This is a genomic window from Ectopseudomonas guguanensis (assembly GCF_900104265.1).
In the GTDB taxonomy this organism is placed as follows: Bacteria; Pseudomonadota; Gammaproteobacteria; order Pseudomonadales; family Pseudomonadaceae; genus Aquipseudomonas; species Aquipseudomonas guguanensis.
In genome coordinates this window covers 56,850-75,566 of record NZ_FNJJ01000010.1, presented here as the reverse complement: position 1 = coordinate 75,566, position 18,717 = coordinate 56,850, and the positions used below count along the sequence as shown (strand labels likewise).

Genomic DNA, 18,717 nt, shown 5'->3' with positions numbered 1-18,717 from the left:
GCTTGCCTGAGATAGGCCCACTGGTGGACCGGATAGCGGAGGAGGTGCGGATCCTGAGGAGGCAGATCGATCGCGTTTTGGACTGTGCCAATTGAACGGCCGCCAGTCTCCATTGACCATGTAGCTGTCTGACTCATGCGCCATCCTACTGCCAATGCGAGTGAACCTACCCCTTACGACCGGCCCAACCCAGCTGTTCGGCGGTTTAAGGCAGAATGCTATGAAGCTCTTGCTATCCGAGTGGTTTAACTCGAGGAGCGGCTTCTGGGCCTCCAGGAGCGACCAAAGAAGTAAGCACTCTGCATGATTTCGGTAGCTGTTGAATGTTGTCTCGTTGTCGCTGCGGGTTTTTAGGAAAGCACCTACTGCAGCGTATCCCTCCTTGGCGCGAAGCGCCGCCGGAAACCCTTCCAGGAACGCGCGCACCTCAGGTAGCTCATATCGCAGCTCTGGGGATTTAAACTCGAGCTTCTTGAAACGAGTGAGTACCTCAAAAAGAGGTTGTGGCGCGATCTTCATGACGTTAATCCCGGCTCTGAGCCCTAAGAGCCATAAGGGAATCGGCGTGCGTACCTGAGCGCGACGTGAGTCGTACTGATTCAGGCTAGTTCCGGGTGTCTAGGGGATCAACTGATCGAGAGATGCGTGGCCGAATCGAATGGACGCGCTGGCGAACTGAAGATTAGAAACGGAGAGGCAGGTGAACCAAAGATTCGAAATGGAAAGGTCATCCATGAGCTGAAGATTAGAAATGGGATTATTTCGTGAACCAAAGATTGGAAACGGGAGGGCATGGAGTGAACTGAAGGTTAGAAACGGAGAGCTCACTCCCGTTTCTAATCTGTAGTTACCAGAAATTCGAATCTTTAGTTCAGATCACTCGTGGGCGCAGCGCAGGGACTCATGGATATACGTAATTTAACATAATATACATTATGCGAAGTATGCTAGGATGAGTCTCGGGCCGAGTTCGACGCTTTACCCCAGGTTGAATCCGAACCTAATCTGCTTCCTGGCATTCCAAGCTCTAGCAAGCCACCAAGAGGATTTCATGGATCTGGTCGTTGCCCGTCCCGAAGGTCTTTACTGCCCGCCCGGTGACTTCTACATCGATCCGTGGCGACCGGTGGAACGCTCGATCATCACCCATGCCCATGGCGATCACGCCCGCCGCGGCAATGGTCATTATCTGGCGGCGGCACCCGGCGAAGGCATTCTGCGCTCGCGCCTGGGCGACGATATCCGCCTGCAGACCCTGGCCTACGGCGAACGCCTCGAGCACCACGGCGTAACCCTGAGCTTTCATCCCGCCGGGCACGTGCTCGGTTCGGCGCAGGTGCGTCTGGAATACCAGGGCGAAGTCTGGGTCGCCTCAGGTGATTACAAGGTCGAGCCGGACGGCACCTGCGCACCCTTCGAGCCGGTGCGCTGTCATACCTTCATCAGCGAATCCACCTTCGGCCTGCCGATCTACCGCTGGCCATCCCAGGCCGAGATCTTCGCCGGTATCGACGCCTGGTGGCGCGCCAATGCCGCCGACGGCAAGGCCAGCGTGCTGTTCGCCTACGCCTTCGGCAAGGCCCAGCGCATTCTCCACGGCATCGACGCCAGCATCGGGCCGATCCTGGTGCACGGCGCCGTCGAGCCGCTGAACGAGGTGTATCGCGCCGGCGGCGTACACCTGCCGCCAACCCGTTACGCCGGTGATATCGCCAGGAACGACCCGCTGCTGCGCCAGGCGCTGATCCTCGCACCGCCCTCGGCCGGCGGCAGCACCTGGATGCGCCGTTTCGGCGACTACAGCGACGCCTTCGCCAGCGGCTGGATGCTGCTGCGCGGCACCCGCCGGCGGCGTGGCGTGGACCGCGGCTTCGCCCTCTCCGACCACGCCGACTGGCCCGGTCTGCTGTGGGCCATCGAGCAGACCGGCGCCGAACGAGTGATGGTCACCCACGGCCAGGTCAACGTGCTGGTGCGTCATCTGCGCGAGCAAGGCCTCGATGCCCGCGCCTTCCAGACCGAATACGGCGATGAAGACGACGTGGAGCCGAGCCCATGAAAGCCTTCGCCGAACTCTACGCGCGGCTGGACGCCACCACCTCGAGCAACGCCAAGCTGCAGGCGATGCAGGAGTATTTCGCCGAAGCGCCGCCAGCGGATGCGGCCTGGGCGGTGTACTTTCTGGCCGGTGGCCGCCCCCGTCAGGTGGTGCCGACGCGGGTGCTGCGCGAGCTGGCCACCCGGCTGTCCGGCCTGTCCGACTGGCTGTTCGAGGAGAGCTACCAGGCCGTCGGCGATCTGGCGGAAACCATCGCACTGCTCCTGCCCGAATCGCAGCACGCCTCCGAACAGGGGCTGGCCTGGTGGCTGGAAGAACAACTGCTGCCCCTGCGCGGCCTGCCGCCCGCGGAGCTGGCCGAGCGTCTTCCACCTTTATGGGCGCAGCTGGATCGACCAAGCCTGATGGTCAGCCTCAAGCTGCTCACCGGCGCCTTTCGCGTCGGCGTCTCCAAGCTGCTGGTGACCCGTGCCCTGGCCGGCCTGGCGCAGATCGACGCCAAGCGTGTGGCGCAGCGGCTGGTGGGGTACACCGATCTGTCGCATCGGCCGTCCGCACAGCGCTACCTGGCGCTGATCGCCGCCGAGTCGGAGGACGAACACGCCCAGCGCGGCGGCCAGCCCTACCCCTTCTTCCTCGCCCATCCGCTGCAGCATCCGCTGGAACAGTTCGACGCTCAGCTGGGTCCGGCCAGCGACTGGCTGGTGGAATGGAAGTGGGACGGCATTCGCGCGCAGCTGGTCAAGCGCGACGGGCGTCTGTGGCTGTGGTCCCGCGGCGAGGAGCTGATCACCGAGCGCTTCCCCGAGCTGCACGAACTGGCCGAGGCGCTGCCGGACGGCAGCGTGCTCGATGGCGAGCTGGTGGCCTGGAAGGAGCCCGCCACAGGCAGCGGCGCGGTGTTCGGCATTCAGCCCTTCGCCCTGCTGCAACAACGCATCGGCCGCAAGACCCTGAGCAAGAAACTGCTGGAAGAAGTGCCCGCCGCGCTGCTGGCCTACGACCTGCTGGAATGGCGTGGCGAAGACTGGCGTTCGCGCCCCCAGGACGAGCGCCGCGCCCGTCTGGAGCTGCTGGTGGCGGAAGTGGGCGATGCCCGTCTGCAGCTCTCGCCGCAACTCACCGGGCGCGACTGGCAGGACTTTGCCCGCCAGCGCGAAGCCTCCCGTGAGCTGGGCGTAGAAGGCATGATGCTCAAGCGCCGCGACTCCCTGTACGGGGTCGGCCGCACCCGCGACCTGGGCCTGTGGTGGAAATGGAAAATCGACCCGTTCAGCGTCGACGCGGTGCTGATCTATGCCCAGCGCGGCCACGGTCGCCGGGCCAGCCTGTACAGCGACTACACCTTCGCCGTGTGGGACGACTCCACGCCCGGCGAGCGCGTGCTGGTGCCGTTTGCCAAGGCCTACTCGGGCCTCACCGACGACGAGATGCGCAAGGTCGATGCGATCATCCGCAAGACCACCGTGGAGAAATTCGGCCCGGTGCGCAGCGTCACTCCGACCCTGGTGTTCGAGCTGGGTTTCGAGGGCATCGCCCTGTCCAAGCGGCACAAGAGCGGCGTCGCCGTACGCTTTCCACGCATGCTGCGCTGGCGTACCGACAAGCGGGTGGAGGACGCCGACACCCTGGCCACGCTGCAAGGCCTGCTCTGATGAATCAACCCGTTCGCCGCCACAGCCTGTCCAGCGCCTGGTTCGCCCTGCGCGGCTGGAAGCCCTTCGCCTTTCAGAAGGAAGTCTGGCAGGCGGTCAAGGCAGGCGAGTCCGGCCTGCTGCATGCCTCCACCGGCGCCGGCAAGACCTACGCCCTGTGGTTCGCGGCCCTGGAGCGTTTCGCCACGCCCTCTCCTGCCGTTACCACCAGCCCTCGCCCGCGTAAAAAGCCGGTCATGGCGCCGCTGACGGTGCTGTGGATCACCCCGATGCGCGCCCTCGCCGCCGATACCGCGCGCGCCCTGCAGGCGCCGCTGGATGACCTGCAGGTTCCCTGGGACATCGGCCTGCGCACCGGCGATACCAGTAGTGCCGAACGTGCCCGGCAGAGCCGCAAGCTGCCGAGCACGCTGATCACCACGCCGGAAAGCCTGACCCTGCTGCTGACCCGCGCCGATGCCCGCGAGGCCTTCGCCCACCTGCGCATGGTGGTGATCGACGAGTGGCACGAGCTGCTCGGCAACAAGCGCGGCGTGCAGCTGCAACTGGCCCTCGCGCGCCTGCGCCTGTGGCATCCGCCGCTGCTGGTATGGGCGCTGTCCGCCACTCTCGGCAATCTTGAACATGCCCTTGAGGTGCTGATGCCCGCCGGGCGCCTGGTGCAGGGCAAGCTGGCCAAGGATCTGCGCATCGACAGCCTGCTGCCGGCCGGCCTGGAGCGCTTTCCCTGGGCCGGGCATCTGGGGCTGCGCATGCTGCCGCAGGTGGTCGAGGAGCTGGAGGCCAGCAGCACCGCACTGGTGTTCACCAACACCCGCTCGCAGGCGGAAAGCTGGTACCAGGCCCTGCTCGAGGCGCGCCCGGACTGGGCCGGCCTGCTCGCCCTGCACCACGGCTCGCTGTCGCAGGAGGTGCGCGACTGGGTCGAACAGGCGCTCAAGGAAGGCCGACTGAAAGCCGTGGTCTGCACCTCGAGCCTGGACCTCGGGGTGGATTTCCTGCCGGTGGAACGGGTGCTGCAGATCGGCTCGCCCAAGGGCGTGGCCCGTCTCATGCAGCGCGCCGGCCGCTCCGGCCACGCTCCGGGGCGCCCGTCCCGCGCCACGCTGGTGCCCACCCATAGCCTGGAAGTGCTGGAAGCGGCCGCCGCGCAAAGCGCCGTGGCCGAGCGCAAGGTCGAGGCACGGCTTTCGCCGGACAAACCGCTCGACGTGCTGGTCCAGCACCTGGTGAGCATGGCCCTGGGCGGCGGTTTCCACGCCGATGCCATGCTGGCCGAGGTGCGCAGCGCCTGGGCCTACCGCAGCCTCAGCGATGACGAGTGGCAGTGGGCATTGGCCTTCATCCGCCACGGCGGCCATTCGCTGACCGCCTACCCCGATTACCGCCGCGCCGAGCCGGACGCCAGCGGCCTGTGGCAGGTGCCCGATGCGCGCCTGGCGCGGCGCCATCGCATGAGCATCGGCACCATCGTCAGCGACGCCAGCCTGGCGGTGAAATACTGGAGCAAGGGCGGCGGCGGAGGCTCTCTGGGCAGCGTCGAGGAAGGTTTCATCGCCAGGCTGCGCCCCGGCGATACCTTCCTTTTCGCCGGTCGCCCGCTGGAACTGGTGCGGGTGGAAAACATGACCGTCTACGTGCGCCGCGCCACCAGCCGCAAGGCCGCGATCCCGCGCTGGAACGGCGGACGCATGCCGCTCTCCAGCGAACTGGCGGACGCCGTGCTGGCCAAGCTCGACGCCGCTGCCCAGGAAGAATACGTCGGCCCGGAGATGCAGCTGCTGCGCCCATTGCTCGACGTGCAGCAGGCCTGGTCCGCCCTGCCCGGTGCCGCCACCCTGCTGGCGGAGGTGCTCAAGTCCCGCGAAGGCTGGCATCTGTTCCTCTACCCCTTCGCCGGTCGTTCGGTGCATCTGGGGCTGGCCAGCCTGCTGGCCTGGCGCCTGGCCCGCGAACAACCGCTGAGTGTCTCCATTGCGGTCAACGACTATGGCCTGGAGCTGCTGTGCCCCAGCGAGGTGGATTTCGCCGCGCGGCTCACGCCCGCGCTGTTCAGCACCGACGACTTGCTCTCCGACGTGCTCGCCAGCCTCAACGCCGGGGAGCTGGCGCGCCGGCGCTTTCGCGAGATCGCCCGCATCGCCGGCCTGGTGTTCAGCGGCTACCCCGGCGCGCCGAAGAGCACCCGCCAGCTACAGGCCTCCAGTGCACTGTTCTTCGACGTGTTCAGCCAATACGACCCGGGCAACCTGCTGCTCGGCCAGGCCCAGGAAGAAGTGCTGCGCCAGGAGCTGGACGTGCAGGGGGTCATGCCGAGATAAAGGGAAAATTCACTCACTTCGCGCGTAATGCATTGATTATTCGATATTTTCTAAATCATGCGCGCCTCGCCTGATCGTGGACTATCTTTTCTGATTCGTCAGGAAAGGAGGTCCTATGGCTTCATTAGAGCGCACGGCGTACCCCACTCTGTCAAAGGCGTATTCGAAAGCTGAGCTGCAGCGTGATTTCTCCTTCTCAGATGATGAGATTAAGTGGGTACGAAGCAAGTCCAAGGCCCCCTTTCACCTCAATCTCGCCGTTCTCCTGAAGACCTTTCAGGTACTCCGATATTTTCCTGATATCACCGACATACCTGATCAACTGGTGGAGTTCATTCGCGGAGAGTTAGGTCAGCGTAGCAAGGTCAAACTCGCGGAGTACAAGTGGTTTCAGCAGTATCGCCACATGAACGCGATCCGATCTCGCCTCGGTGTGACTGCATTCTACGGATCTGATGCTATCGAGCTTGCCGAGCGGCATGCCAAAGCAATGTCGTTCGTGCTTGATCAGCGTGCCGACCTCATCAACTCCGTGATCGAAGAACTGATCCGTCAGGATTATGAGCTTCCTGCGTACTCGACCCTGAATGATCTCGCTGAGCGGATTCATGCCGAATCCCAAGAGGCAATATTCAACCTGGTGGTAACCCGAACGCCAATCGAGGTGATCCATAAGCTAAAGGATCTGCTGGACACTGACTTCGGGCGACGCCAGAGCGACTTTAATGCACTGAAACAGGCGCCCAAGAAGCCATCTCGCAAACACCTGGAAGTGTTGATCGACCACTTGACCTGGTTAGAGAGCTTCGGGGATCTGGAAGCTATTTTTGAAGGGATAGTCGACACCAAGATCCGCCACTTCGCTGCCCAGGCAGCAGCATCGGACGTCTCCGAGCTGAAGGACTGCTCGCTACCGAAGCGCTACACGTTGATGCTGGCTCTGATCTACCGCATGCGTGTACGGACACGGGATCACCTGGCCGAGATGTTCATCCGACGGATTTCGACGATTCATAAACGCGCCAAGGAGGAGTTGGAGCAAATACAGGCACGGCAACGCCAGAAGCTGGAGCAGTTGGCGGCGACCCTGGACGGTGTAGTGCAGATTCTGGTTCAAGAACCGGATGACCAGGAGGCCGGCAGCCTGATTCGGGAATACCTCTCCCCCGATGGCAATCTGGATCGGTTGCGTGAGACTTGTGCCGAAGTCCAGGCGACCGGTGGTAACAACTACCTGCCGCTGATCTGGAAGCACTTCAGGTCCCATCGATCGCTGTTGTTCCGCCTCAGCCATCTTCTTCAACTGGAGCCCACGACTCAGGATCGGTCGCTGATCCAGGCGCTTCAATTGATCCAGGACAGCGAAAACCTACACCGCGAATGGATCGACGAGCATGTTGACTTGTCATTTGCGTCGGAGCGCTGGGTCAAGGTCGTTCGCCGTCCTTCCAGTGAGGGGCCACCGACCAATCGGCGCTATCTGGAGGTTTGCGTTTTCTCCTACCTGGCCAGCGAGCTACGATCCGGTGACATGTGCGTACAAGGGTCGGAATCCTTCGCCGACTATCGCAAGCAGTTGCTGCCGTGGGAAGAATGTCTCCAGCGACTACCGGCTTACTGTGAAAAGGTGGGACTGCCTGGCACAGCGAAGGAGTTCGTTGCCTCCCTCAAGACCCAGTTGGAAGAAACCGCGCAGCAGCTGGATGACAAGTTCCCTTCATGCCGAGGTGACGTATCGATCAACGACGCCGGCGAGCCGGTGCTACGTCGCGTGATAGCTCGTGACATCCCGCCTTCGGCCATCTCGCTGCAGACGGCACTTATGCAGCGCATGCCGGCCAGGCACGTACTCGACATCATGGCCAACATCGAGCACTGGATTCAGTTCACCCGGCATTTTGGCCCCATGTCAGGCAACGAGCCGAAGCTCAAGGAGCCGGCCGAGCGCTACCTGATGACCATCTTCGCCATGGGCTGCAATCTTGGCCCCAACCAGGCGGCCCGGCACTTGGCCGGCAATGTCACGCCGCACATGCTGTCCTATACCAATCGCCGCCACCTCTCGCTGGAGAAGTTGGACAAGGCCAACCGCGAGCTGGTGGAGCTCTACCTACAGCTCGATCTGCCCAAGCTCTGGGGCGACGGCAAGGCCGTGGCCGCGGACGGCACCCAGTTCGATTTCTACGATGACAACCTGCTGGCCGGCTATCACTTCCGCTACCGCAAGATGGGCGCCGTGGCCTATCGGCACGTGGCCAACAACTACATCGCGGTGTTCCAACACTTCATCCCTCCGGGCATCTGGGAGGCGATCTATGTGATCGAGGGGCTGCTCAAGGCCGACCTCAGTGTCGAGGCCGACACTGTGTATTCCGATACTCAGGGGCAGTCGGCGACAGTCTTTGCCTTCACCCATCTGTTGGGCATCAACCTGATGCCACGTATTCGCAATTGGCGCGACCTGGTGATGTGCCGTCCCGATCGCGGCGTCTCGTACAAACATATCAACCGCCTGTTCACTGACACTGCCGACTGGAACCTGATTGAAACCCATTGGCAGGATCTGATGCAGGTCGCGCTGTCTATCCAGGCCGGCAAAATCTCCTCACCCATGCTGCTGCGAAAACTCGGTTCCTACAGCCGGCGCAACAAGCTCTACCATGCGGCGCAGGCACTGGGCAGCGTGATCCGTACGATCTTCCTGCTCAACTGGATCGGCAGTCGCGAGTTGCGCCAGGAGGTCACCGCGAACACCAACAAGATTGAGTCCTACAACGGTTTCTCCAAGTGGCTGTCCTTCGGCGGCGATGTGATTGCCGAGAACGATCCGGACGAGCAGCAGAAGCGGCTGCGCTACAACGATATGGTGGCCTCGTCGGTAATCCTGCAGAACACCGTGGACATGATGCGCATCCTGCAGAAACTGGCCCGCGAGGGCTGGCAGTTCACCGATGAGGACGTGTCGTTCCTCAGCCCCTACCTGACCAGCAACGTCAAGCGCTTCGGCGAGTTCAACCTCAAGCTCAACCGGCCACCGGAGCCCTGGATCAAGGATACGGTGTTTCAACAAGCCGCCGGCTCGCTGCGGGTCAGCACGACCCGCCAGGCCGATACCGAGAGGGCCACATGATCAACATTCCTCCCGCATCCTTTCGCGTTACGCCGTGCGGAGAGGTGGACGCCGCCGCATTGGAGAAGCTTCGCAACAGCTTCGACACGTCACAGCTACTCGGACTGGTCGATCGACTGGACACTAGCCTGGCTGAGATGGGGGGGATGATTGCTCTACGCGACGACTTGCTGAAGCTGCATACGATGGCACTGGCGTTGGTCGAAGGCACTCTACCGCCGGTTACGACCGAGGAATCCTGCGTCTGGGAGGTAGCTGAATCCGTGCAGCTCGATCTTGAGACGTTGAGCTCTTGGATTCGCACTGCTCAGATGATGATCGCGCCGTTGGTCGATCTGGTACCAAAGCATAGAGTCAGTGGGTTGCCAGATCGCGAAGGCAACTGAGCAGGTAGTTACCTGAGATAGATCAGCGTTCTGGCTGATGCGGGCTATTACACTGCGCAATCGGTCTGTTTGGGGTGCCTCAGTGGAAGCTCGCTCTGAAAATAAGTGGGATGTAGTCATCATCGGCGGCGGCCAGGCCGCGCTGGCCACCGCGTACTTTCTGCGGCGTACGGGGTTGTCGTTTGTGATGCTCGATGCCGAGGATGGCCCCGGCGGGGCCTGGCGTCATGGCTGGGACTCCTTGCGACTGTTCTCGCCGGCGACTTGGAGTTCGATTGCCGGCTGGATGATGCCGCCAGTTCAAGAGGGCTACCCCTCACGCGATCACGTCATCGACTACCTGACACGCTATGAGACGCGCTACCAGCTCCCCATCCAGCGTCCCGTGCGCGTCACCTCGATCGAACGCATCAATGGCGCGCTGCGTGTCCATGCAGAGCAAGGGCATTGGGATGCCAAGGCAGTGGTCAGCGCCACTGGTACCTGGAGCAATCCCCATATCCCCAGCTATCCGGGTAGCGAGTTGTTCCGCGGCCAGCAGCTGCATTCGGCCCACTATGTCGATGCCCAGGCTTTCGTAGGCAAACGAGTGCTGGTCGTAGGCGGCGGCAACTCGGGTGCGCAGATTCTGGCGGAGGTTTCGAAAGCGGCTGACGCTATCTGGGTGACACCTACCGAGCCCTTGTTCCTGCCCGATGATGTTGATGGTCGCGTGTTGTTTGAGCGAGCCACCGAGCGCTGGAAAGCTCAACAGGAAGGTCGCGTCATCGAACAGCCGGCGGGTGGCCTGGGCGATGTCGTGATGGTGCCACCCGTTGTCGAGGCGCGCGAACGCGGCGTCCTGCATGCCGTGCGCCCCTTCGAGCGCTTCACTCGCGATGGCGTGATCTGGCCCGATGGCTCAGAGAGCGCCGCCGATGCGGTGATCTGGTGCACCGGCTTTAAACCAGCGCTGGGACACCTGGCCGGACTAGGGCTGGTGACTGAAGAAGGCCGAGTGGCGGTCGAGGGTACTCGCGCGATCAACGAGCCCAGGCTGTGGCTGGTGGGCTATGGCGAGTGGACGGGCTCGGCTTCCGCGACGCTGATCGGGGTGACCCGTACGGCTCGCAGCACGGCCGCCGAGATAGAGCAATGTCTTGCCAAGACGGAGGCTTGAGTGCTCCGCCTTGTCACTGCCTGATCAATCTGGCTGCTGCGTAGCGTCGCCGTGCTTGGGCAAGGCAATGGAGATAAGTGCGGCTGCCAGTACGAAGATGCTCGATATCCAGAGGCAGGCCACCAGCCCATAGGCCTGAAATACCCAGCCCGAGAGCAGCGTGCCAATCAACCGGCCCATGGCGTTGGACATGTAGTAGAAGCCCACGTCCAGGGACACCCCGTCCTCCTTGGCATAGCTGACGATCAAGTAGCTGTGCAGCGAGGAGTTCACCGCGAACAGCACGCCGAACAGCATCAACCCGCCCAGCAGCACGGCCTGTGCTGGCCAGCCGGCACCCAGGCCCAAGGCAATCAGCGCCGGCAGCCCCGCCAGGGCCAGAGCCCAGGCGAAGGCGGCACGGCCATCCGGTACGTGCCCGCTCTTCTTACCGGTGATGTTGGGCGCGAAGGACTGGACGATGCCGTAGCCGATGATCCAGGCGGCGAGGAAGCCCCCGACCAGCCAAAAGTCCCAGCCGAACACCGTACTCAGGTACACCGGCAGCGCCACCACGAACCACACGTCGCGGGCACCGAACAGGAACAGGCGCGCAGCCGAGAGGATGTTGATCGCCCGGCTCTTGGACAGCATGTCGCGAAACTTCGGTTTGGCCTTGGCCTTGCCCAGGTCTTTCTTCAACAGGAACAGGCTGGCAATCCAGATCAGGGCCAGCACCGACGCCATGGCCAGCACGGCACCCGTGAAGCCCAGCAGGGCCAGCAGGGCGCCGCCAAGGAAGAAGCCCACACCCTTGAGCGCATTCTTCGAGCCGGTGAGGATGGCCACCCACTTGTACAGCATGCCCTGTTGGCTGTCCGGTACCAGGAGCTTGATCGAGCTCTTGGCGCTCATCTTGTTCAGATCCTTGGCGATACCCGACAGCGCCTGTGCCCCCATCACCCAGGGAATGGTCAGCCAGGCGGCGGGCACCGTCAGCATCAGCAAGGCCAGCACCTGCAGGCCCAGACCGATATTCATAGTGCGATTCAGGCCCAGCCGAGCCCCGAGATAGCCGCCTACCAGGTTGGTGATAACGCCAAAAATCTCGTAGAACAGGAACAGCGCCGCGATCTGCAGCGGCGTGTAGCCCAATGTGTGGAAGTGCAGCACAACCAACATGCGCAACGCGCCGTCGGTGAGGGTAAAGGCCCAGTAATTGCCGGTGACCAGCAGGTACTGGCGCACTTCCGGGGAAAGGGAAGACAACGCCTTCATGATCGCTCCCTGTTAACCGGCCAAGCCGACCAGTTTGGCCAGCTCGACAGCGCGGTTGGCGTATCCCCACTCGTTGTCATACCAGGCGTAGATCTTCACTTGGGTGTCATTCACCACCATGGTCGACAGCGCATCGATGATCGAAGAGCGCGGATCGGTGCGGTAGTCGATTGAGACCAAGGGACGCTCCTCGTAACCAAGGATGTTCATTAGGGGGCCATCGGCGGCCGCCTTGAGCAGCGCGTTGACCTCCTCGGCCGTGGTCGCACGCTCCACCTCGAACACGCAGTCGGTCAGCGAGGCGTTCGCCAGCGGCACGCGCACGGCGTGGCCATTCAGCTTGCCGCGCAGCTCGGGGAAGATTTCGGCAATCGCGGTAGCAGAACCCGTGGTGGTCGGGATCAGGCTCATGCCCGAGGCACGGGCACGACGCAGATCCTTGTGCGGCTGGTCGAGGATGCTCTGGGTGTTGGTCAGGTCGTGAATGGTGGTGATTGAGCCGTGGCGAATGCTCAGGTTCTCGTGGATCACCTTGACCACTGGAGCCAGGCAGTTGGTGGTGCACGACGCCGCGGTAACGATGCGGTGCTGGGTCGGATCGAACAGGTGCTGATTGACGCCCATGACCACGTTTAGCGCGCCTTTCTCCTTGACCGGTGCGCAGACCACCACGCGCTTCACCCCCTGATCTAGGTAGGCCTGAAGCACAGCGACGGTCTTCATCTTGCCACTGGCCTCGATCACCAGGTCGCAATCGCTCCAGTCGGTGTCGGCGATAGCCTTATTGGCGCTGACACGAATGTGCTTGCCGTCGATCACCACGTTCTCGCCATCGCTGCTCGCCTCATGCTGCCAGCGGCCGTGCACCGAGTCGAAGTTCAGCAGATGGGCGTGGGTGGCGGCGTCGCCGGCCGGGTCGTTGATCTGGACGAATTCGAACTCCGGCCAACTCCACGCTGCACGCAGAGCGAGACGACCAATACGACCGAAACCGTTGATACCTACTTTGATGCTCATGTTTTGTTCTCTCGGGGCGGCTAGCTGCGGGCAATTACGACTTGGCTATGTCGAACTGGCTTATGTAGTTGATATGCGCGGGATGTTGAATCGCACGGGGGCGCAGCGCCTGCACTTCACTGACCGCCTCGCGAAATGGCACACCGCACTCGATCAGCAGCTGTGCGGCAATCAGCCCGGTGCGACCCGAACCGCCTTTGCAGTGAATGGAGATGTTCTTGCCTTCCGTGAGCAACTGCTTGATCCGCTCGCGGTTGGCATCCCAGGCCACCTGGAACGGCTCGCCGGGTGCCTGGTCGTCTTCCACCGGCAGGTGGAACCACTCGATGCCGCGCTGCTGGCACTGCCCAGGCAGATTCTCGACTTCGTTCTGGGTCAGTTCTTCGGTGGGCATCAAGGTCAGCAAGGCCGAAGCACCGGCTTCCTTGAGGGTGTCCAGCGCTTCAGCGACCGATGTGTCTTTGGTGCCAGGGCACGGCGTGAAGATCAGTTGGCCCTTAACCTGCTCGGAGGTCAGCACGGAGTACGGATGTTGTTGCACGATCAAAAATCCTTCAGATGGAACGTTGATTAACGCGTTTGGAGAGTTCTTCCGCCGATTCCTTTCGCTCGGAATAGCGGTCAACCAGGTAGTCGGAACGCTCACGCAGCAGCAGGGTGAACTTCACCAACTCCTCCATCACGTCCACTACGCGGTCATAGAAGGCCGAGGGTTTCATGCGGCCAGCCTCATCGAACTCTAGGAAGGCCTTCGGTACGGACGACTGGTTGGGGATGGTGAACATGCGCATCCAGCGGCCTAGCACGCGCAACTGGTTGACCACGTTGAAGGATTGCGAGCCACCACAGACCTGCATCACTGCCAGGGTCTTGCCCTGCGTCGGGCGTACCGCGCCCATTGCCAGCGGTACCCAGTCGATCTGTGCCTTGAATACGGCGGTCATCGAGCCGTGACGCTCGGGCGAGCACCAGACCTGTCCTTCCGACCACTGCATCAAGTCGCGCAGCTCCTGCACCTTGGGGTGGCTGTCCGGTGCATCGTCCGGCAGCGGCAAGCCAGCAGGGTGAAAGATGCGCGTCTCCGCGCCGAAGCGTTCGAGCAGGCGCGCGGCTTCCATGGTCAGCAAGCGGCTGAACGAACGCTCGCGGTTGGAGCCATACAGCAGCAGGATGCGCGGCTTGTGGTTGAACTGCTGGGCGACGCCGAGGCGCTCGGCGCTGGGCAGTTCGGCCAGGTCAGCATCGAGTTGGGGGATGTGATCGTCGTTCATCGGCTTTGCTCCTGGGCCAGATCGGCCTGCTCGGTGTCGAACCAGCAGCGTTTGAGCCACAGCGCCACCCCGACCAGGGCAATTAGTACCGGCACTTCCACCAGCGGGCCGATTACCGTGGCAAAGGCCACCGGCGAAGCCAGGCCGAACGTGGCAATAGCTACCGCAATAGCCAGTTCGAAGTTGTTACTGGCAGCGGTGAAGGCCAGTGCGGTAGCGCGGGGGTAGTCAGCCTCCAGCAGCTTGCCCATCCAGAAGCTGATGAAAAACATCACCACGAAGTAGATGGTCAGCGGGATGGCGATGCGTAGCACATCCAGCGGCAGTTGCAGCACCAAGTCGCCCTTGAGGCTGAACATCGCCACGATGGTCAGCAGCAGAGCGACCAGAGTCAGCGGGCTGATGCGTGGGATGAAACGCTTGTTGAACCACTCTTCGCCTTTGCGGCTGATCAGTATCTTGCGCGTCAGGAAACCAGCCAGAAACGGAATGCCGAGGTAGATCAGCACGGACTCGGCGATGCTGACAAAGCTTACGTCGATCACGCTGCCCTGTAGCCCGAATAAAGGTGGCAGCAGGCCGAGGAAAATCCACGCATACAGGCTGAAAAACACGATCTGGAAGATGCTATTGAACGCGACCAGGCCGGCAACGTATTGGTTGTTGCCGCCTGCGATCTGGTTCCACACCAGCACCATGGCAATGCAGCGTGCAAGGCCGATAAGGATCAGGCCTGTCATGTATTCGGGGTAATCGCGCAGGAAGATCACCGCGAGGGTGAACATCAGTACCGGGCCGATCACCCAGTTCTGGATCAGCGACAGCGCCAGAATGCGCTTGTCCTTGAACACCTCGGGCAGCTCTTCATACCTGACCTTAGCCAGCGGCGGGTACATCATCACAATCAGGCCAATGGCAATCGGGATATTGGTCGACCCTACCGACAGACTGTTGAGCCAGACCGGCAGGCCTTCGAACAGGCTACCCAGGCTGACGCCAATCGCCATGGCGAGAAAGATCCAGAGCGTCAGGTAACGATCCAGAAATGAAAGGCGGCTTTTGCTCATCGTCATGCCTCCAGTGTTAGAGCGTGCCGATCAAGGCCAACTCGGCCTTGAGCTGCTCGGCATCCATCTGCTTGAGCGGTAATGCCAGGAAGGCTTCGATACGGGTTCTGATCTGCTCCAAGGTGGTGGCAAAAGCGGCTTCGATCTCCTCTTCACTGCCCTGGTATTCCGACGGATCAGCCAGCCCCCAGTGAGCCTTGGTTGCGGGACCGAAAAACACCGGGCAGGCTTCGCCGGCAGCCTTGTCGCAGACCGTGATGACGAAGTCAGGGGCGAGGCCCTCGTGAACATCGCTGGACTTGCTGGCGAGCCCTGCGGTCGAGATGCCGGCGTTTTCCAGCGTTTTCAGGCTCAGTGGGTGCACGACACCTTTAGGCTGACTGCCGGCGCTGTAGGCTTTCATGCCAGCCGGTGCCAAGTGATTGAACACAGCCTCGCTGAGAATGCTGCGGCAGCTGTTGGCGGTGCAGAGAAACAAAATCTTCATCAGGCTATCTCGTTAAGGCAGAGCGCTGCTCAGCAGCAGACGGCAAGGCGCTGCGGGCGGTCGCCCATCACATCGAGGCGTTTGGCATCTGGGCTGAGCCAATGCTGATTGGCATCCAGAGTGGTTTTCAGGATGGCGATCACCCAGTCCGGCAGGTTGGGATGCAGGCGGTAATAGACCCACTGACCTTGCCGGCGATCTTCCAGCAGGCCGCAGTTGCGCAGTTGCGCCAGGTGGCGAGAAACCTTCGGCTGGCTTTCATCCAGCGCGCAGGTCAGCTCACAGACGCACAACTCATCCTCACGGGTGATGAGCAGCATCAGGCGAACACGGGTCTCGTCAGCCAGGCATTTGAATACGGTTGTCGGTGTCAGGTGGTCAGCCATAGAGGTCTCAACGTTTGGTTTTCACCAGCACGAACATCTTGATGCGCTCGTGTATCTCGTGAAGGGTGTGGCGGAATGCGTCGGGCTGGGTGCTGGTCACCGGGTCTTCAAAGTTCCACGCCAGTACCTCACCAGCACCTGGCAGGGCCTGGCACTCCAAAGACGACTTATCGCACAGCGTGATGACGTATTCGAAACGCTCGCCGGCAAACTCATCGATGGACTTACTGCGCAGCCCCTCGGTGTTTACGCCAAGGTGCTCAAGCGCAGCCAGGGTGCGCGGATCAACCTCACCAGGCTCAGTGCCGGCACTGAATGCCTCGAAGCGTTCGGAATCAGTGTGTCGCAGCAGCGCTTCAGCCAGCTGCGAGCGAGCAGCGTTAGCCACACAAACGAACAGCACGCGGGTTTTGTAAGCCATTGCTAAATCTCGAACCGAATATGGTTTAAGGAATATACGTTTTAGCGAATATTCAGTAAAGCGGAAATGACCAATCCAGGGGGTAGAGTCACGTATATTGCGTTTGAATGGCTCATACCTACTGGCTTACGGAAGCAAGCGGGCCGAAGTCTGGAGCTGGAAACACCCTGAAACATCTGAATAAACGTATATTCAAATCTTGTAATCTTTCCGTCATCAGAGGAGCTTTAGGCTTCATCGCATCTCTAACCCAAGCAGGAACCTTGCGATGAAAAAACTGACTTTGACTGCAATGCTGTTGACCAGCCTATTCGCCACCGCCGCCTTCGCGAGTCAGTACGACAAGCCTGGTTTTGTCACCGAGGTCGAAGATGGTCGCCTGTGGGTATTCCGCGAAGGCTCCAAGGAACTGGAAGAGTTCAAGAAAACCGGCGAGCCGGCCAAGCAGTTCACCGACATCGGTAGCGGCCCGAACGGCATGACGGTTAAAGCCGCTGACGATCAGACTCTGAAGGACTACCTGCAATCGCTGAAGAAGTAAGCGGAACCAAGAGTCCGAGTGTTCCGGAAGGTCATCCATCTGTCGCTCAATGCCGCCTTCGGGCGGCTTTCTTTTTGGGTCCAATTCGAGTCGACCCAGCCCAGCCCTCCACGCTAGCAACCGGTTATTTGCAGCAATCGGTCTCGATGCCGTAACGTTTTTCGGTCGCCTGGGTAATCTGCTCAAGCACGGCGATAGCTCCTTGTCGGGTCGCCGGCGACAGCCAACTTGAACCCCCGAAGCCAGGGTCGTAGCGCTTCAGGAGCGCCTGATGCGTGCTGTTGGGCTCATTTAACCTACAACCCTACATGGCGGAACAGCCACCTGTGGTCAGGCCTTCCGCCAGTGGTCATTCAAGTGGGGCTCTCGGGCTGATAGTGCCGGTAACAGAGTCGCGTCCTCGGCAACGGGGTCACTGTAGACCTTGGTTGGGATCGGGCTCAAAAAGCCAGATTCTATAATCGCTCTATAATCACTTTATAATTGCCTATAAAGCTCATTCTAGAGCGCTCCGGCAACCTGCAAGGCCAGCAGGGCCGTCGTCACTGCTGGGAGGCTGGAAGTTGCCCTGCCGGGCCAACATGACGCTCAAGGGCGGGTTTCGCTGCAAGGCCACCAAAGGATATGGCGGGGTCGATGTAGCGCATGGCGGACTTGATGTCCTTCCAGCCCACGTAGGTCATCAGCGCCTTGAGATCCCAGCCATTGGCCGTGGCCCAGGTGGCGAAGCCGCGGCGCAGCGAATGACTGGTATACAGCTCTGCCGGGATGCCGGCGCGTTGCAGAATCTGGCGCAACAGGCTGATCAGGCTACCGGGGTGAAGCGCTCTGTCGTTCAGATGCCCCCAGCGATCCAGGCGGCGGAACACGGCCCCGCGCGCCATGCCGGCGACACTGATCCAGTCGAGATAGGCCTGTACCGGGCAGAGGCGTTTCAGGGCCGGGGCGTAATGGGTCGTGCCAATGTTCTCCCGATCCCCCTTGCTCTGCGGCAAGAACAAACTCATGCCGGCGCCGGCTTCAGCCTGGACATGCTCAACCTGCAGGCGGCAGAGCTCGTCGCTGCGAAATCCCCGCCAGAAGCCGATCAGCAATAACGCCATGTCGCGCCGGCTTCGCAGCAGGCTCGCCAAGTCGCCCGACTGCCGAGCGCGTTCGACCTCCTGATTCAGCCACTGAACCGCCTGTTCTAAGTGCTGCAACTGGAGTGGGGCTGCCTGCTTAGTCTGCGCCGGATGTAGGGTGCGGATGCCCTTGAGCACCTGGCGCACCGTGGGCGTCTTGGTCGGATCTGGGAAGCCCTGGCTGATGTGCCATTGGGCCAGGGCGGCCAGACGCTGTTTCAGCGTACTGAGGCTCAGGGTGTCGGCGTAGTCCACCAGGTAGCGCACGATACTGTCCCCGGTCGCCGGCAAGAACCCGCCCCAGATCACCTCGAAGTGCTCGACGGCCGACTGGTAGCTGCGGCGGGTGTTTTCCCGCGTGCCGGCTTGCAGATAGCGCTCGACGTCCTTCATCGCCTGGGTTTCGCCCTATATGTACTGGGAAACGACTGCGAAA

At 61.6% G+C, this 18,717-nt stretch carries 15 protein-coding genes and 1 pseudogene; 7 read left to right on the top strand and 9 right to left on the bottom strand.

Features of this window, described 5'->3' with window-relative positions; genetic code table 11:
• Positions 1-1,051 precede the first annotated feature (1,051 nt).
• The 6 genes and pseudogenes from BLS61_RS15410 (at position 1,052) to BLS61_RS15385 (ending at position 10,710) form a co-directional block, all read left to right on the top strand.
• Entirely contained in the window at positions 1,052-2,059 is a 1,008-nt protein-coding gene (locus BLS61_RS15410) for a ligase-associated DNA damage response exonuclease (RefSeq protein WP_090432310.1), read from the top strand.
• A complete protein-coding gene (locus BLS61_RS15405) occupies positions 2,056-3,714 on the top strand; it encodes an ATP-dependent DNA ligase (protein WP_090432308.1) in 1,659 nt (552 codons plus the stop codon). Before BLS61_RS15410 ends, BLS61_RS15405 begins: the two co-directional genes overlap by 4 nt.
• A pseudogene (locus BLS61_RS15400) lies at positions 3,714-6,017 on the top strand (ligase-associated DNA damage response DEXH box helicase); the annotation flags it as partial. The gene BLS61_RS15405 and the pseudogene BLS61_RS15400, both read left to right, overlap by 1 nt.
• Positions 6,018-6,150: 133 nt before the next feature.
• Positions 6,151-9,165 (top strand): Tn3 family transposase, encoded by a 3,015-nt coding sequence (locus BLS61_RS15395; RefSeq protein ID WP_090432306.1) that lies wholly within the window; start codon positions 6,151-6,153, stop codon positions 9,163-9,165.
• Positions 9,162-9,551 (top strand): Tn3 family transposase post-transcriptional regulator TnpC, encoded by a 390-nt coding sequence (tnpC, locus tag BLS61_RS15390; protein ID WP_090432304.1) that lies wholly within the window; start codon positions 9,162-9,164, stop codon positions 9,549-9,551. Before BLS61_RS15395 ends, tnpC begins: the two co-directional genes overlap by 4 nt.
• 82 nt (positions 9,552-9,633) lie before the next feature.
• Positions 9,634-10,710 (top strand): ArsO family NAD(P)H-dependent flavin-containing monooxygenase, encoded by a 1,077-nt coding sequence (locus BLS61_RS15385; protein WP_244157963.1) that lies wholly within the window; start codon positions 9,634-9,636, stop codon positions 10,708-10,710.
• 24 nt (positions 10,711-10,734) lie between these two features.
• Here the strand turns inward: BLS61_RS15385 and arsJ are convergent, their stop codons facing one another.
• From arsJ to BLS61_RS15345, 8 genes are read right to left on the bottom strand one after another with little or no spacing between them, the layout of a single operon-like run.
• Entirely contained in the window at positions 10,735-11,967 is a 1,233-nt protein-coding gene (gene arsJ / locus BLS61_RS15380) for an organoarsenical effux MFS transporter ArsJ (RefSeq protein WP_090432300.1), read from the bottom strand.
• Positions 11,968-11,979: 12 nt separating this feature from the next.
• Positions 11,980-12,984 carry an ArsJ-associated glyceraldehyde-3-phosphate dehydrogenase gene (locus BLS61_RS15375; RefSeq protein WP_090432298.1) on the bottom strand — a complete coding sequence of 335 codons (1,005 nt, stop codon included), beginning with the start codon at positions 12,982-12,984 and terminating at the stop codon, positions 11,980-11,982.
• Positions 12,985-13,018: 34 nt separating this feature from the next.
• Positions 13,019-13,525, bottom strand: coding sequence for a cyclin-dependent kinase inhibitor 3 family protein (locus tag BLS61_RS15370; RefSeq protein WP_090432296.1), 507 nt, complete (start codon positions 13,523-13,525; stop codon positions 13,019-13,021).
• Between the two features lie 13 nt (positions 13,526-13,538).
• The gene (arsH, locus tag BLS61_RS15365; RefSeq protein WP_090432293.1) at positions 13,539-14,255 is read right to left on the bottom strand and encodes an arsenical resistance protein ArsH; all 717 of its coding nucleotides are present in this window, start codon (positions 14,253-14,255) and stop codon (positions 13,539-13,541) included.
• The gene (gene arsB / locus BLS61_RS15360; RefSeq protein WP_090432291.1) at positions 14,252-15,322 is read right to left on the bottom strand and encodes an ACR3 family arsenite efflux transporter; all 1,071 of its coding nucleotides are present in this window, start codon (positions 15,320-15,322) and stop codon (positions 14,252-14,254) included. Before arsB ends, arsH begins: the two co-directional genes overlap by 4 nt.
• Before the next feature lie 16 nt (positions 15,323-15,338).
• Positions 15,339-15,809, bottom strand: a complete 471-nt coding sequence (locus tag BLS61_RS15355; protein WP_090432289.1) for an arsenate reductase ArsC — start codon at positions 15,807-15,809, stop codon at positions 15,339-15,341.
• A 29-nt stretch (positions 15,810-15,838) separates the two neighbouring features.
• Positions 15,839-16,195, bottom strand: a complete 357-nt coding sequence (locus BLS61_RS15350; RefSeq protein ID WP_090432287.1) for a metalloregulator ArsR/SmtB family transcription factor — start codon at positions 16,193-16,195, stop codon at positions 15,839-15,841.
• A gap of 7 nt (positions 16,196-16,202) precedes the next feature.
• Positions 16,203-16,616: an arsenate reductase ArsC gene (locus BLS61_RS15345; RefSeq protein WP_090432285.1), complete on the bottom strand. Its 414-nt coding sequence runs from the start codon at positions 16,614-16,616 to the stop codon at positions 16,203-16,205.
• Between the two features lie 268 nt (positions 16,617-16,884).
• Here BLS61_RS15345 and BLS61_RS15340 point away from each other — a divergent pair, with 268 nt between their 5' ends.
• Complete coding sequence (locus BLS61_RS15340; RefSeq protein WP_058019645.1) at positions 16,885-17,157, top strand: hypothetical protein; 273 nt, start codon at positions 16,885-16,887, stop codon at positions 17,155-17,157.
• Between the two features lie 542 nt (positions 17,158-17,699).
• On the opposite strand, the gene BLS61_RS15335 is transcribed toward BLS61_RS15340, so the two are convergent.
• A complete protein-coding gene (locus BLS61_RS15335) occupies positions 17,700-18,674 on the bottom strand; it encodes a site-specific integrase (protein ID WP_090432283.1) in 975 nt (324 codons plus the stop codon).
• Positions 18,675-18,717: the final 43 nt, after the last annotated feature.